Origin of the sequence: Cytobacillus sp. Bac17 (assembly GCF_024519925.1) — a bacterium.
In the GTDB taxonomy this organism is placed as follows: Bacteria; Bacillota; Bacilli; order Bacillales; family Cytobacillaceae; genus Cytobacillus; species Cytobacillus pseudoceanisediminis.
The window spans coordinates 73,402-89,219 of record NZ_JALJRC010000021.1 but is presented as its reverse complement, the minus strand read 5'-3'; the positions used below and the strand labels follow the sequence as shown (position 1 = coordinate 89,219).

The window sequence follows — 15,818 nt, the reverse complement described above, 5'->3', positions numbered from 1 at the left end:
TGACACCTCACCAACGGGTCAAACCGTTGATAAATCAACATTTATAGAGGGAGGAATTATCATAATGGGTTTAAAGTTGTTTAAAGAGAGTAATGTAAAGCCTCACTATTTCATAGTACAGGTCGGTGCAGGCGCAAATGGCAGCCACTTTATTCGTTCTCTCTGCCAAGATATTGCTACATATGGTGTCCAAAAAACGTTCTCTTATCATCATGTCGGTCCCTTCGAATATACCATGTATGTTTGTGATGCTGATGAAGTAGAAAAGAAAAATCTCAAAAATCAGCTTTTTGATGAAGAGGATGTAGGAACACTTAAAGTAGATGCTTTAAGAGAAAGATATTCGGAGCATTATAATGTACCGTTTTCATCAGTCCCTCAGTATGTGACGGACTTGGAGTTCATTCAAAAGTTATTTACTTTCCCTAAAGAAAATAAGCGGATTATTCCGGTATTAATAGGGATGGTTGATAACGTGCGCCCATAAGGGCATGGAATGATGCGTGAATAACGCTAGAGACAGTGACTCTCTACCGCTCAACACCTTATCCGAAAGGGAAACTAATCGGGGAGTGTAGCATGGTGTCAACGGACTTAAGGGAATGAACCACGCTGTACCTTGTTGTTCCAAGAGCGAAAGGGAATGTACGGTTAAAGCTTGATTGCCTGAATCCTAGTTCCAAGGTGGGTATAACCATCTCCCTACTCGTAACCGTGGGAAAGAGAGTAGGTTGGCTTAGAAAGTCAGGTTTGTTATCCCTGATTTTCGTCACTTATAGCCATACCAGGTGCAATAAGCGCTTAAAGGAACGAACGGGAAACCTAACCATTTCCGCTATTACCATTCCATGTACTAAATGGGGATTACCTAAATTGGAACGCCCTTGGGCTATGACGTTAGCGTCTGAATATCCAACATGGTAACGGAGTCTCCGTAGTAGTCAGAGTTAGGGAAAGCCTAGCACATCAGTTAGTGAAAGGTAAGAAAGAACAGTATTGTTCAGAAATTGGGAAGTTCACTGTTTTTTTGCAATTTACTGCTGAAACACTGTTGCGATAACAGGGTTGGCAAAGGGAGACAGAGTAACTTGCCCTAAAACTTAAGAAAGGTTGTGGTGAAATACCATGCAAAGACCAGAAGTAGTTTTAGGAGTCTTGAATGATAAAAGTAAAAAAGACGGTTACGTATTTAAGGATTTATACCGTAATCTCTTTAATCCAGACTTCTATGTAAAAGCCTATACAAAAATTGCTCCTAATCAAGGTAACATGACACCTGGAACTGATAACGAAACGCTTGATGGTTTCGGCAATGAAAGAATCAACAAGTTAATAGAACGTATCAAAAATGAAAGTTATCAACCTAAACCAGCAAGAAGGGAATATATCCCAAAAAGAAATTCAAATAAAAAGAGACCTCTAGGCATTCCTTCTACAGACGATAAAATCGTACAGGAAATCGTCCGGGCAATTCTCGAAGCTATTTACGAGGTTTCGTTCTCAGATTATTCCCATGGTTTTAGACCTAATAGAAGCTGCCACACATGTCTAATGCAAATTAAAGACACGTGTAAGAGTACCAAATGGTGGATTGAAGGAGACATAAAAGGATTCTTCGATAACATCGACCATGAAATACTCATTGGGGTTCTTAGAAAACGAATAAAGGATGAAAGGTTCCTAAGTCTAATCAGAAAATTTCTTAACGCAGGATATGTCGAAGACTGGACATATCATAGAACTTACAGCGGGACTCCCCAAGGTGGAATCCTCAGTCCGATACTTGCGAACATTTTTCTAAATGAATTCGACGAGTTTATGAAAGGATTAATTGAGGATTTTAACACGGGTACTGGTAGGACGCACAACAACAAATACATGAACAAAACCAATATGGTCCGCCAAAGACGTAAAAAGCGTAAGTTATCTAATGATGAAACCAGAAAAGAAACCTTGCTGAAAGAAATTAAGCAACTAGAGAAAGAATATAGGCAAATGCCTTCAAAAGACCCAATGGATAAGAGTTTTAAAAGGTTGAAATATTTCAGATACGCAGATGATTTCATTGTTAGTGTTATCGGTGACAAAGAAGACGCGGAGTACATTAAAGAAAAGGCGAAGAAATACTTAGCTGATACGATGAAGCTGGAATTAAATGACGAAAAAACTCTCATCACCCACAATAGTAAATCAGCGAGATTTTTAGGATATGAAATCAAAATCAATCAGAGTCAGGACACCCTTGATACGGTGAAAGGGAAAGTCAGGCAATTAAGCGGTAATGTCTTACTTGCTCTTCCCCACGATAGAATAAGAGATTTCATGCTTAAGAATAGATTTATGAAAATCATGAAAGACGGAACCTGGAAGGCAATCCACAATCCCCTATATATTAACGGCTCGGACCTTGAAATTATCAAGACTTACAACAGCCAGATTAGAGGATTCTACAACTATTATAATTTAGCTAATAACATCCATAGTTTTAAGAATCCGTTCTTCCTAATTCACCAAAGCATTCAGAAGACGCTTGCAAACAAATACAAAACAAGCACTGCTGAAGTCAGAAAAAGATACATGATGGATGGTAAGTTACATGTTAACTACAAGAATAAACATAACGAAACTAAGACAGTGAGTCTATTTAATGGACCATTCTCTAGAACTAAAAAACTTGTATTCGATAAAAACATCGATATACCTCCTGCTTGGCACAAATACCATGGAAGAACTCAACTAGAAGATAGACTTAGAGCTAATCAATGTGAATGGTGTGGAAATAAGGATGGAAACATGGAAGTCCACCATGTTAAGAAAATAAAAGACCTAAAAGGTAAAAAAATGTGGGAAAAGATGATGATTGCACGTCAAAGGAAGACTATGGTTCTTTGCAAGAAGTGTCATGTTGACCTTCATGCTGGACAATTAGACTAATAGTTATCAAGACTAGAGTTACTTGGCGAGCCGTGTACGCTGAAAGGTGTAAGCACGGTTCTGGGGAGAGGGTTTGGAAACCTGCCACAGAAATGTGGAAAGGCGCTGGGCCCTTATCCTACAATCGAAGCCGGCAGCTGATGGATGAGTTCTTTCACAGCAATTATTTAGATGATCTTATCTACATTGATGCGGGAGTAGAAGGTGTATACGTTGTTCCAGGAAAAGAGGAACGCCAGTATAGTCAAATGGAAAAACAAATTGCGGCCAACTCAGGTTTCAGCGGTCAGATCGTGGTGGGTTACAAAAGGAACGGCCAAGTATTCTTGCCGCCAGTTGGAAGGGTTTTTGAGGATATCTTGACGGATGAAGAAACGGCTTTTCCTGGTCAATCATGCGGGGAAGCAATCATCAATAATCCTCAAAGATGTGCGACAAATAAATTTGCCGCTCAAATTGCAAATAATATTATGAACACACTGTTTCATACCAATGAAATTGGAATTCATTAGATTTCAATGCAAAAATGTGTGGGGCAAACCCTACTTATGTCTCAAAGGACATTCAGAGAGAATATAACGCTTTAATGTAAAATTAACTTTTTAAGGAGAGATTAGAATGGCACACTTAGCTTTATATCGAAAGTATCGTCCAAAAGGATTCGATCACCTAATTGGTCAGGACCATATCAAAAAAACTTTACTAAACGCATTAAATCAAGACTCAATTTCACATGCTTATGTTTTCTCCGGTCCACGAGGTACTGGTAAAACCAGCTCAGCTAGGTTATTTGCAAAAGCTGTAAACTGTATCAGTGGAGTAAATGGAGAGCCTTGTGGAGCATGTGATATATGCTCTGATAATAATCCGGATATTATTGAAATTGATGCCGCTTCAAACAATGGAGTCGATGAAATTCGAGAATTAAGGGACAAAATCGGTTATACACCTGTATATGGAAAATACAAAGTTTATATAATTGATGAAGTACACATGCGTGCGACACGTTATTCTATAACTAGCTCTTGCTAGGAAAAGAGTGGGCTTGATTTTAAATCAAGTTACAACTGATAAATGGATGTTAGGAATGATATCATCATGCTGATTGAAACTAACAACTTGATACTCCTGCATGCTTTAGCGATAGATAGAATCGTTTTAGTGTGAAGCCAGGTAAAGTCGGCCGAATCGAACCTAAGTCACTTTTAAAGTGATATGGAGAGAGATAGGCCGGAGTGCTACAAAATACTCATGGTGAGAATGTCTCTATAGAGAGACTGACGAAACCCGCGAATGAAAGAGTCTAGAGGACTAACCTAATCGAAAGATAGGTCTTGCAAGTGCAAGGTAAGTTACCGAAAAGTAAGATTGCATGTTATGAAATTCGGGATAATCAGCGACGAGATTATAAACTTACAGGCTCAAAGCGGACACCTAAAAGTATATGCACAGCTACATTTATCGGAACGTGGAAAGCAGAGAACTCCACAAAATGACTATCATCAGGAGTTTGCTATAAGTTCAACTACGAACGAAATGCATTTGTCTCTGTGAGAGTAGGGGTACAGTACCGCTGAAGTTATGGAAACATAATGGAGGGATAGCCCCAAGTCTGACTACTAGCAATAAATACGACAAAACAAGTAGAAGCTCATAATTCGGGTAGGAAGGTGAGTTAATCACTGAAAGAAGGTGATGCACCTATGAGCGCAAATGGCGTAAGATACAAGCAATATTACGAGTTTGGGGAAATTCAAAAAGAACTCTTTGAATCTAGTAAAACTGGAGGCAACTTCAAGGATTTACTCGAAATTATCCTATCGGATGAAAACATAATGCTTGCATATAGGAACGTCAAAAAGAACTCTGGCTCCAAAACGAAAGGAACTGATGGATATACCATCATTCATCTTGCTGAGAAAGATAAGGAATCTTTCCTTACCGAAATCAGAAGAACCTTAACCAATTACAAGCCACAGAGCATTCGGAGAGTTTATATCCCTAAACACGATGGTACGAAACGCCCTTTGGGTATTCCTACTATTAAGGATAGAATCATCCAACAAATGTTCTTACAAGTTCTTGAACCCATATGTGAAGCAAAGTTTTACAATCACTCTTACGGTTTTAGACCCTTACGATCAACTCGACATGCTATAGCAAGAGTGCAAACTCTTATCAACATCAATAAGTTACACTATACAGTCGATATTGATATAAAAGGTTTCTTTGACAATGTGAATCACAATCTTCTCATTAAACAACTTTGGAATATTGGAGTAAAAGACAAAAGAGTATTAGCAATAATCTCGAAAATGTTAAAAGCCCCAATACAAGGAGTAGGTATTCCATCAAGGGGAGTACCGCAAGGAGGAATTCTATCTCCACTCTTATCAAATGTTGTTCTAAATGACCTCGACCAATGGGTTGCAAATCAGTGGGAATCCTTCGAAACTAAGCATAAATACGCTGGTAACGATGTTAAGATTTACAATCTAAGACGAGCATCACAACTAAAAGAGGGGTACATTGTGAGATACGCAGACGACTTTAGAATAATGGCTAGAGACCACAAAACTGCATGGAAATGGTTTTATGCAGTTAAAGGCTATCTTAAAGATAGACTTAAACTCGACATTTCCAAAGAAAAATCTAAGGTTATTAACCTCAGAAAACGCAGTTCTGTATTTCTGGGCTACAAAATTAAAGTCGTCCCTAAGAGAAAGAAATTTGTTGCTAAAACAAATATTGCCGATAGAAACGTTGAGCAAATCAAAACTAGACTAAGAGAACAAATTAAGAGGCTGAAGAAGCACCCAACTCCCGAAAACGTAGCTCTTTATAACTCAGTAGTATTAGGAAGTCAGCAATTCTTCAAATATGCTACTCACGTAAATAAAGACTTCGAGAAAATTGAATTTAACTTACTTAAAACACTCAGAAGAAAACTAAAGAATGTCGCAAGTTATGGATATATAAAGGTTGAGAAATCATCGACTTATTATAGGTTGTATGGTTACAGAAGGAAAAAGACTTACTCCTTTAAAAAGGCAGGATATCTATTTCCTATCTGTGGTGTTAAAACACAAAACAACCTTAACTTTTCACAAAGTTTAAATCCATACGACACTCCTAACGTCTTTTCATGGGACCTGGAACTAGTAAAGCTAATGAAAGCAAACATTCCAAATCGCTCCATTGAATATCTTGATAACAGACTTTCAAAATACTCAATGCAAAAAGGTAAATGTGCGATTACAAATATGCTTCTCACGGCTGACGTAGCCCACTGTCACCATAAGTTACCCGTTTCTCTAGGTGGTACGGATAGCTTTGCTAATCTGGTCTTTGTACATAAAACGGTGCACAGACTAATCCATGCTATCAAACCAGAAACGATTAACAAATACATCAAAATTCTGAGCCTTAATGCAGCACAAATACGTAAGTTAAATCAATTAAGAGCCCTTTGTAAACTTGAAAGTATTTAATTGACATAGAGTTAGATGGAGCGCCGTATGCGATGAAAGTTGCACGTGCGGTGCGGAGCAGGGGAAAAGACGGAGATAACCTCAAAGTCTTACCTATTGCTATTTACGATAGGAGCCTTTAATGCATTATTGAAGACTCTTGAAGAACCACCTAAGCATGCTATCTTCATTCTTGCTACAACAGAACCTCATAAAATCCCATTAACTATTCTTTCACGCTGTCAGCGTTTTGACTTTAAACGGATCACGGATAAAGCGATAATGGACAGAATGAAATATATAGTGAAAGAAGAAAATGTTAAGGTTGATGAACCGGCTCTGGAAATCCTAGCAAGAGTTGCTCAAGGCGGGATGCGGGATGCGTTAAGTATGCTTGACCAAGCAATCTCCCATTCTGATGAAAAGGTAACTGCAGATGATGTAATAGACCTAACTGGGTCTGTCGATATCGGAATGATTGGAGAAATGGTTAATGCAATCGAACAAAAGAATATTTCAGTTGTTTTGGATCTATTAGATAAAACCATTGAAACAGGTAAAGAGCCTAAGTTTTTGTTAGAAGATTTATTAGCCTATTACCGGGACATCCTTGTTTATCGCAGGGTGGGGGACAAGGCGAACTTAACCAAAGCGTTGACAGACCAATCGTTTAAAGGGATTGCTAGCTCGGTTAATATAGGAAGGGTATATGGTATTATTGAAATCCTTTCGAAGTGCCAGTCTCAAATAAAATACAGCGGCCAAGACAAAGTTATTCTCGAGGTAGCTTTAATTAAGGCAGCTGCAGATAATCCACTTGATGAGTTGGAATCCTTGAAACAGGAAGTAGAAAATCTAAAGAGAATGCTGGCAAGTGGTCAATTCTCAGTAATGGCTGAAGAGGTTGCAGTCTCTAATGCAGTGGACAATGAACCAGAACAAAAAATTGAGTTTCAGGAAAAGACTTCTAAATTGAGTGAACCAATCCTAGTAGAGGATGAGGTTGAAGCTTTTGTACGGCAAATGGACGGGGAAAGCGTTACCTGCCCATCCAAAGAAGAGAACAAACCGTCTAATCTGGAGAAAGAAATCATGGAACTTTCTGGGGAATTAGAAGTTCAAGAGGAACCAGAGAACCTAAAGAAAGAGATCACTTTTTCTGAGCCTGCAGATGAACCTACTGTAGCAGATATGGATCCATTGGATTTACTTTCAATGATTGAAAATGATTTGAACGGTATGGATGAAAAGTCCTCCACGGAGCAAGAATCTGAACTTCTACAGGAGAATTCAAAACAGGAAGAAGACAATTTTAATCCAAATACTATTGAGGAACCAGCTCCATTCTTTGACCAATTTAAAAAAGATATGGAAGAAGGTGCTGATTATATTCAGGTGATGGATGAAGACAACCTAGCATCTGATGAATTAGTTCCTCCTGAAAATCCAATTGACTTACCAGAGACACAACAGAAGGAAAGAACCGTCAATGAATCTCCAAAGCTAAAAAAGGTTTTAGGTATCTGTTCAGTTGCAAAGAAAGAGTATAGAGAACAGTATAACCAAAATCGTGAAGAGATCCTGTCAACATTAAAGGCGGAGCGTATGCAGGTAATGGCTCTATATAGAGAGGCAACTGTGCGTGCAATTAGTTCACAACACATAGTCGTCACAATGCCTACAAAGGCAAAAGTAAAACTGCTTGAAAAAGTAATGAACAGAAGTATTGTTCAAAGTGTTATAGAAGAAGTGTTAGGACTATCACTTGAGCTTATCGTAATTGATGAAGAAGAATGGAATCTTATTAAAAATGAGTTTAAGAAGTAACCATTCGAATACTTATTCTCCACAGAAGAGGATCGCCAATAATTTTAAAAGAAAAGCCTTGAATAATTCAAGGCTTTTTGGTTTTTTTTGGTGTATTCTGTAAGTTTAATATGATAGAATATATCTATAAAACTTGTTAATGATTTATTAGACCCAAGCGGGACTAATTATGTATTATAAGAAACACTCTAGTAGTGATCGACTGTGCTCCTTTCCAGCACAAATTCAGTCGAACGTTACTAGAGTGTTTTTTTTTTGTTTCAGCACTCATTAACTTTTTAAGGAGGAAGTTATTATGTTTGAAAAAACTACAAATTATTTTAAAAGGTATATTGCTGCAGCTAGGAGAAACAGGCTTTGCTCCAGTCAGCAAGCAAAACTAGCCTGGGAAAAGGCCGAACAGTTAATGTCTATTGGTAATTATGATGAAGGTGTTTTTTCTATTATTCAAGACATATCAAAATATGGAAAAGCACTTCCTTATGATGTCATTGTTAAAGGACTAGAAATCGCACTAGGTGAGGGGGCAGCAGCTTAATGGATATTAAAGCTATTCAACCTAAAGTGACCTCACTTATTCAAAAGGCTTTTTTAAACCAAAAACTTACTCATGCCTATTTATTTAGCGGTGAACCTGGGGCAGGTAAAAAGGATGTCGCGTTTTGGATGGCCAAAAGATATTTTTGTTTAAATACTATTCACAATGAACCATGTATGAAGTGTACAGAGTGCAAAAGAATTGATTCGACCAACCATCCTGATTTACATTTCATAGAACCTGATGGACAAAGTATAAAAATTGAGCAGATTCGCTCCTTGCAAAGAGAGTTTCATTTCAAAGGAGTAGAGTCTGATAGGAAATGCTATATCATTGAGCATGTTGATAGGATGACTGTCCAGGCAGCTAATAGCTTATTAAAGTTTTTGGAAGAGCCCAATGGAATATCCTTGGCTATTCTTCTAACAGAAAACAAGAATCGTATGCTTGATACGATAATATCCCGTGTACAAGTGTATAACTTTCAACAAGTATCAAGTGACGTTTTATATAAAAATTTATTGAATGAAGGATTAGACTCTGATGCAGCATATCTGTTATCTAATATTACTAAGAGTGTGACAAGAGGAAAAGAGTTGCTTGAAGAGGAATGGTTCTTAAATGCTAAAGATCTATTTTTCAATACTCTAGAAGAGTTTGCTAATAACCCCTTCAGAGCTGTAGTGAAAATACAGACTGAATGGCCGGAGGTTTTTTCCGATAAAAAGAAGCAACAGATAAGCATGCAGCTCTTTGCTATATGGTTCCAGGAGGTCCTTTACTACCAATTAGGAAGAAAGGTTTCTTTAATTGAGCATACTCAATTGATTGAACATTTTCGAAACCGGTTCCTCACTAATGACTTGGTGACTATTCTTGAAGAGATTCTAACTGCCAAAGAGAAGTTACGTTCCAACACTAACTATGTCTTAGTATTGGAACAACTTTTGCAAAAAGTTTCAGTAGCTGCCTAATTACAACTTTTATGATTAACAATTGAAACATATTATGAAATTGATATGAGATAAACACAAAAAAGCACGACATTAGGGGTGAGGTAATGAATAATTGGAATGTATATTTTTGCGGCCTATGTGAGGTAGACTTTGCTGTTAGTAAGAAGACTGATATGGGCTTAAGTTATTGTCCTAAATGTGAAAGCGGAGATGAAGTTGTTCGTATAAGTGAAGACTCCAAATAGCAAAAGTGTATGTAGATATGGTATTAGAAAAAGCCTAATTTACCAATAGAAGATGTTGGTTTCTTTCAAAAATGAATGGAATATAACTTCCTACTGATAAAAAATCTCCCTTTACTATTAATAAGTAAAGGGAGTTTTTAGTTTTATCTTTTTAAAATGACTTCAGCAGCCTTTAAGCGAATTTCTGGATCTGTGCTATCTAACAATTCTTCAATAACCGATAGTGCCTTTTGTTCCAATGTTTCATGGATTTCATTTTTCACCTTATCCCCATAAATAACATTCATTATTATTTCATAATGCTTAGTTAAATCGGCAATTGTACCAGGGTAGCGCATAGAGCCCTTCAGCTCATCTGGTAACTCAGAACGCAATAGTGGTTTTTTGTTAAAGAACCACTTCACACTTCTTTGATGTGGGTATCCACTTCCAGCTTTATTTTTGTCTAATAAAGGCTCATAAATATAATCACTATCAATTTCTCCGAAATAGACATCTTTTTTATTATCATCTGGTACCACTACGATATCCCCGTCATTCATAACATTTACCAATGTATTAACATTTCCAATGCCTTCTTCCCAACTATGTTGTTCTAGGAGCTGACGAATTTGACTGTAATCTAAGTTAGTTAAATTTTTTCCTACAGGATATCCTACAGCGATTCGATTGTGTTTTAAGAAATCCTGCATGTGGTTCGTTCCATGTGGAAGAGGGCGTACTAACCAAACATTAACTTTCATTTTACATATCACCTTTTTCGGAAGAATTTGTGTTCACATGTGATTACAAATTTATAATATCACATGTGAACACATGTGTAAACAAATTAATCCGATAAATTTTTTAGATCAAGACCAAAAAGAAAAAATATCTGAATACAGGCCTTTGTGAATAATTAAGTTTGCTTAATTCATTTATGAAAGCTGTTTTAGACAGGATGAGTATTAAGGTAGCGTCTCTAATCAAAGTAACTTGAGAGGAAAAGTTTTATTGGATAATTATTGAATTAAAAAGGGATTAAAGGTAATATTAACCTATAAACTTTCTTTCTTTACTATCCGCTCATGCGAGAGGATAATTTATCTTTTAAAAAATACGCCTCAGATGGTGATTGTTTTAATTCAATCGCGATCTGAGGCGTTTTTTATTTTTATAAACTTTTTAAGGAGGATTTTTGAATGTTTAAAGTTAATGGAGAGGTGCTGCAAAATACCGTAACATCATTGGTGAAAGGTGCAAAGAAAGCAAGATTGGGAGAAAAGGCTTGTTTTATTAAAACAGAAGGCAGTTTTGTTTCTTTTTATTTCAACGGAGATGATCTTCAGGTTGGTGCGACACGTTCCTAATTAAGATTGGGTGGCATGCGCTACCACAATCGTAAAGATTAGGGGCTTCTGCATTTCAGGGGAAGCTAAGGAATATACCGAGATTTCAAATGAGGGAGTAACGCCCCGAAGGGAATCCGCGAGGTCGATGGGCACGAACTAATTTGTAAGAATTAGCGTGTCACTAAGCTCGATGTCAAGGTGGAAGAAACCGCCCAGATTGTTGGAAAGCCAGCCCGAGGGGGTCGGTGCGGTTCATGCTGCTTGTGTCTGCCTGTCATGGTGAGAATGTACCTCTAAACTTGGAAAGGTAATGAGGCACTGACGAACTTCCGAATGTACGAATCTATAGTAGAACACCATCTAAGCGGTGGTGGGTAGCATTTTAGCTACGATGGTTGAGGATGAGTAAGAATCTACTTTATGAAAATCCTTACAAAGTTACAGGCTTTGGATGACCATCAGGTTCATAGGAAGCACCTAAAATAGGCACTGAACAATGATGCATTATTGTTCAGTAAAAGATAGGTATATTTCAACGTGGGAAGCGGATAACGTGGAGGACTTACATCCTGTGAAGCGGTACTGAGAAATACTTAAGGTGAGATTAGCCGATAAAGGATAACTCAGTTTCATATTCCGTGATCGTGATGGCATGACCAGTGAACTCGTGATAATAAGCGAGGGAGGAATAGCCATTAGTCTTTCAGAAGGATACACACTTTCTAAAGATTTCTAAAACGGCTCAAGGTTCGAATAAGACTAAGAAAGGTTTATCTGAGCAAACAAAAACGTTTGCAAGGAGGTACCGACTTGAATTCGAAGAAGAAATTGAGGCATAACGAATACTATGGGGTTCAGGAATTACTTGATAACCTATATTCGCAAAGTCAAGAAGGGGAAAAATTCTATAATTTAATTGAATTAATGGCAACAAAGGAAAACATTAGACTTGCTTACCGTAATATCAAAAGAAATACTGGTAGCAAAACGAAGGGAACTGATGGTATTACCATTAAGGACCTGGAGAAGTTGAATGTTGAAGAAGTAGTCACGAAAATTAGGAACATGTTTCAATTCTACAGGCCACAGCCTGTTAGGAGGAAAATGATTCCGAAACCCAATGGCAAGGAAAGACCTCTAGGTATTCCTACAATGTGGGACAGACTGTTTCAGCAATGTATCTTACAAATCTTAGAACCTATCTGTGAGGCAAAATTTCACCCTCATTCATATGGTTTCCGACCTAACCGTAGTACTAAACATGCTATTGCTAGGGTAACACAACTGATAAATATTACAGGGACTCATTTCTGTGTAGACGTTGATATAAAGGGTTTCTTTGACAACGTTAACCATGGCAAACTACTTAAACAAATGTGGGCTATGGGGATAAGAGATAAAAGATTATTATCTATTATCTCTGCTATGTTAAAAGCAGAAATCTCTGGAGAAGGAAAGCCGACCAAGGGTACTCCTCAAGGTGGAATTCTATCTCCGCTGCTATCCAATATAGTTCTAAACGAACTGGATTGGTGGGTTAGTAGCCAGTGGGAAAGCTTTCCCGCAAAATGTATCAGAGGAGTTAACAAAGGAAAACCATATAGCGTAAATGATAAGAAATATAGGGCACTAAGAACCAATTCCAAACTAAAGGAATTATTCATTGTAAGATATGCAGATGACTTCAAAATACTATGTCGAACTGCTAGCCAGGCCAAATTGATCCAACTCGCTGTTAAAGACTTTCTTAAGACTCGGCTCAAGCTCGATTGTTCTGAGGAGAAGTCAAAGATTGTCAACCTTAAAAAGCGATACTCAGAATTCTTAGGAATTAAACTGAGGGTCAAGCTGAAGAGTAAAAGAACAGTAGCCAAAAAGGTCAAGGTATCAGATACGGCAGTCGACAATCCTAAAAGAGTCAAAACAACTGGGAGATGTCGAAAACTAACTCGACTCAGCACCGAGTATGACCAAAAATGGGTTGTAACCAGTAATATGACGGAAAAGGCTAAGAATAATGCAGTACTTAAAATTAAAGATGCCATTAAGATAATTCAAAGGAATCCTAATAGGCAGAAAGTAAGTAACTATAATTCGGTTATCTATGGTATACAAAACTATTACAACATGGCAACAAACATAACCGAAGATTTACAAGATATTGACTTTCTTTGTCGTCAAACCTTGAAAAATCGCCTTAAAGATAGGTGGTCTTCCCAAAACGATTTGAAATACGACAAATATCTAGCCGAAAGGTATAAGGGATACAATTGGAAGAAGAAAGCGATCCAAAACAAAATTTTGGCTCCAATTTTCGCCCAGAGACATGTAAGCCCTATGAACATCGGAAAAGATATCTGTGATTTCACAGTCAAAGGAAGAAAGGCTATACACGAACGGTTAATAAAAATTGACCCTAATATTCTTCATTATGTTATGTCAAAGTACAATCCGGAGAAATCCATTGAATATAACGACAATCGGATTTCAAAGTTTATTTCACAGAACGGAAAATGTGCAATCACTAAAGAGGTATTAGGTAAGCAAGGATGGGAATGTCATCACATCATCCCTTTCAGGGAAACGGGAGATGACCGATACCAAAACCTAATTATCTTAGTGGATGAGATACACAAAATGATAAGAATAAAAAGTGAGGCAAAACTCATGCAGGTCATACAAAAATACTCACTGAATAAGGAACAAATCGATAAGATAAACTTCCTTAGAAAGTTCGAAGGTATGCCACTTATCGGTAAGGTTGCCATTTAGGAAACAACAAATCATACATTAACTTATAGAAAAAGTGTATTTGGAGAAAGATGGAACGCCGTGTGAGTTCGAAAGTCTCATGCACGGTGTGAGGCGGGGGAAAACCTGGAGATAATATCAAAAGGTTACCTATCGCGCAGAGAAAAAGATTGAAGCAGAGATCACAGGAAATTTAGATATTGCTACTTCTATGTTGGAACTTGATTTAAAGGTTTCAGCTCTGCCTTCGGATGAAGAAATCATTGTGGAGTTAGAAGGTAGCCTTCTAAATTTACGCTGGGGCCGATCTTCAAAAATTGCTTGTGAAACCTTAGCTGAGACAGCACCGTTAATTGATATTCCGGAAACAATTGAGACTGTTACCTGGGAACCTGGAATCTTACATTCCTTCTCCCGTTCAATGCCGCCCTTTGCAGCATTAAGCAATTCCCAAATGGCGAAAGCAAACCCTTGTCTTCAAGGATTATATTTTGCTATGGATGATACGGGGGAAGTATTGATAAGAGCCAGCAATGGTGCCAGAGCAGTCACATTGCGCTCAGAAAAAGTAAAGTGGTTTGAGGGTATGCAATTCTCAATACCTACAGAAAGCATTTGCGGATTAGCAGATTTGTTGCCTTCAGATAGTGAAATATCAATTGGTATCAATGAGGCCAGGACACTTTTAGTATTTCAGGCTGGATTAACAACAGCTGTGAGCAGATTATTGGCAGGGAAGTTTCCTGATATTGATCGATCTTACAGTGATAAAGATACGGCAGGTACGAAATGGACGTTTGATCGGATGGAATTAATTGAATTATGTAGGAGAGCCAGACGTTTGGCACCAAGTCGCCCGGTCATTACTTTTAGAACAGAAGGAGCTAAAACAAAAATTGATCTAGAGAGTATTCTGACTCAGCAGCTAGGAGCAATGTGTGAGGGTGAACAGTTTGAGTTCGCGGTTAACGCTGAATATGTTGAGTTAGCAGCAAGCTTATTCCGAACAGAGGAAATTTTAATTCTGTTTAAGGATAAAACTTCTCCACTTACCATCGCCTGTGAACAAACGGATCACATTCGAGCACTTGTTGGGCAAATGCAGAAATAATCTGAAGGGGGTGAAAAGCACTGCGCTACTTGCGTGGTGCTTTTTCTATTATGACAAAAATGTTCTATACCAATAAGGGAATCGATTTTAAAACCAATTCAATGAAAGAAGAGCTTACGAAGAATGAATGTTTATTTTGTTCAAATAATCATGAACTACGGTTTAGTTTTACCGTAACAAATAGAAATGGGGAAGAAAAGACTCATTACAGAACCACTAATCCACTTTCTTGGCACCATCAGGTAAAGTATGCGAATAAAGAGCTCGTGGATAATCCTGCTGTGAGTGCCTTAAATGAATGGGGTTTAAATATAGCTGGTGATTCAATTGGGCACGTGCAAAATGTCCTAAATGCTAAATTGAAAAAATTCCATTGGAATAGTAAATCCTTAGAGGACGTTAAAGCTTCGGAACGGTATAAAAGAGCCTTTGGTTTAGTGGAAAGTCAATATGGTGGCATCCTATCAGATGGGAAGCAATTAGCTCCATACCAAAAAGAAGGAGCCGCTCTAATGATTGCGAATCAAAGACTTTTCCTGTGCTTTGACATGGGGTTGGGAAGTGCGAAACGTTCATCTATAACCGCGTAAAAACGGGAAATGATGGGGGAAGTTAATATCCCTAACTATTATTCTGAATCAATAGGTGAAAATCC

12 protein-coding genes and 1 pseudogene are annotated in these 15,818 nt (G+C 37.8%); 12 read left to right on the top strand and 1 reads right to left on the bottom strand.

Annotation, left to right across the window (positions count from 1 at the left end):
- The 8 genes and pseudogenes from NR125_RS20900 to holB all read left to right on the top strand — a co-directional run.
- The coding region (locus NR125_RS20900) for a ThiF family adenylyltransferase (protein WP_256816085.1) at positions 1 to 487 on the top strand (487 nt) is incomplete at its 5' end.
- 638 nt (positions 488 to 1,125) lie between these two features.
- Positions 1,126 to 2,934, top strand: coding sequence for a reverse transcriptase domain-containing protein (locus NR125_RS20895; RefSeq protein WP_256816084.1), 1,809 nt, complete (start codon positions 1,126 to 1,128; stop codon positions 2,932 to 2,934).
- Between the two features lie 92 nt (positions 2,935 to 3,026).
- Positions 3,027 to 3,446 (top strand): hypothetical protein, encoded by a 420-nt coding sequence (locus tag NR125_RS20890; protein WP_256816083.1) that lies wholly within the window; start codon positions 3,027 to 3,029, stop codon positions 3,444 to 3,446.
- A gap of 106 nt (positions 3,447 to 3,552) precedes the next feature.
- A pseudogene (locus NR125_RS20885) lies at positions 3,553 to 3,939 on the top strand (AAA family ATPase); the annotation flags it as partial.
- A gap of 698 nt (positions 3,940 to 4,637) precedes the next feature.
- On the top strand, positions 4,638 to 6,425 hold the full coding sequence (ltrA, locus tag NR125_RS20880; RefSeq protein ID WP_256816082.1) for a group II intron reverse transcriptase/maturase: 1,788 nt from the start codon (positions 4,638 to 4,640) through the stop codon (positions 6,423 to 6,425).
- A gap of 45 nt (positions 6,426 to 6,470) precedes the next feature.
- Positions 6,471 to 8,231 carry a hypothetical protein gene (locus tag NR125_RS20875; RefSeq protein ID WP_483863891.1) on the top strand — a complete coding sequence of 587 codons (1,761 nt, stop codon included), beginning with the start codon at positions 6,471 to 6,473 and terminating at the stop codon, positions 8,229 to 8,231.
- A 295-nt stretch (positions 8,232 to 8,526) separates the two neighbouring features.
- Positions 8,527 to 8,769, top strand: coding sequence for a hypothetical protein (locus NR125_RS20870; RefSeq protein WP_256816080.1), 243 nt, complete (start codon positions 8,527 to 8,529; stop codon positions 8,767 to 8,769).
- A complete protein-coding gene (gene holB, locus NR125_RS20865; protein ID WP_256816079.1) occupies positions 8,769 to 9,743 on the top strand; it encodes a DNA polymerase III subunit delta' in 975 nt (324 codons plus the stop codon). The genes NR125_RS20870 and holB overlap by 1 nt, the downstream gene beginning before the upstream one ends.
- 370 nt (positions 9,744 to 10,113) lie before the next feature.
- Here holB and NR125_RS20860 read toward each other — a convergent pair whose 3' ends face one another.
- Entirely contained in the window at positions 10,114 to 10,713 is a 600-nt protein-coding gene (locus tag NR125_RS20860) for a restriction endonuclease (RefSeq protein WP_256816078.1), read from the bottom strand.
- 438 nt (positions 10,714 to 11,151) lie between these two features.
- Here NR125_RS20860 and NR125_RS20855 point away from each other — a divergent pair, with 438 nt between their 5' ends.
- The 4 genes from NR125_RS20855 to NR125_RS20840 all read left to right on the top strand — a co-directional run bounded on the left by NR125_RS20855 (position 11,152) and on the right by NR125_RS20840 (position 15,753).
- Positions 11,152 to 11,319 carry a hypothetical protein gene (locus NR125_RS20855; RefSeq protein WP_160169279.1) on the top strand — a complete coding sequence of 56 codons (168 nt, stop codon included), beginning with the start codon at positions 11,152 to 11,154 and terminating at the stop codon, positions 11,317 to 11,319.
- Between the two features lie 906 nt (positions 11,320 to 12,225).
- Entirely contained in the window at positions 12,226 to 14,073 is a 1,848-nt protein-coding gene (ltrA, locus tag NR125_RS20850; RefSeq protein WP_372675476.1) for a group II intron reverse transcriptase/maturase, read from the top strand.
- A gap of 190 nt (positions 14,074 to 14,263) precedes the next feature.
- Positions 14,264 to 15,163, top strand: a complete 900-nt coding sequence (locus NR125_RS20845; protein WP_256816076.1) for a hypothetical protein — start codon at positions 14,264 to 14,266, stop codon at positions 15,161 to 15,163.
- A 29-nt stretch (positions 15,164 to 15,192) separates the two neighbouring features.
- On the top strand, positions 15,193 to 15,753 hold the full coding sequence (locus tag NR125_RS20840; RefSeq protein WP_256816075.1) for a hypothetical protein: 561 nt from the start codon (positions 15,193 to 15,195) through the stop codon (positions 15,751 to 15,753).
- Positions 15,754 to 15,818: the final 65 nt, after the last annotated feature.

What these genes read in the sequence shown, in the direction of transcription:
- NR125_RS20895 (WP_256816084.1), top strand. Translation starts at nt 1,126, where the DNA reads ATGCAAAGACCAGAAGTAGTTTTAGGAGTCTTGAATGATAAAAGTAAA.
- ltrA (WP_256816082.1), top strand. Translation starts at nt 4,638, where the DNA reads ATGAGCGCAAATGGCGTAAGATACAAGCAATATTACGAGTTTGGGGAA.
- NR125_RS20890 (WP_256816083.1), top strand. Translation starts at nt 3,027, where the DNA reads ATGTGGAAAGGCGCTGGGCCCTTATCCTACAATCGAAGCCGGCAGCTG.
- ltrA (WP_372675476.1), top strand. Translation starts at nt 12,226, where the DNA reads ATGGCAACAAAGGAAAACATTAGACTTGCTTACCGTAATATCAAAAGA.
- NR125_RS20860 (WP_256816078.1), bottom strand. Translation starts at nt 10,713, where the DNA reads ATGAAAGTTAATGTTTGGTTAGTACGCCCTCTTCCACATGGAACGAAC.
- holB (WP_256816079.1), top strand. Translation starts at nt 8,769, where the DNA reads ATGGATATTAAAGCTATTCAACCTAAAGTGACCTCACTTATTCAAAAG.
- NR125_RS20870 (WP_256816080.1), top strand. Translation starts at nt 8,527, where the DNA reads ATGTTTGAAAAAACTACAAATTATTTTAAAAGGTATATTGCTGCAGCT.
- NR125_RS20845 (WP_256816076.1), top strand. Translation starts at nt 14,264, where the DNA reads ATGTTGGAACTTGATTTAAAGGTTTCAGCTCTGCCTTCGGATGAAGAA.
- NR125_RS20855 (WP_160169279.1), top strand. Translation starts at nt 11,152, where the DNA reads ATGTTTAAAGTTAATGGAGAGGTGCTGCAAAATACCGTAACATCATTG.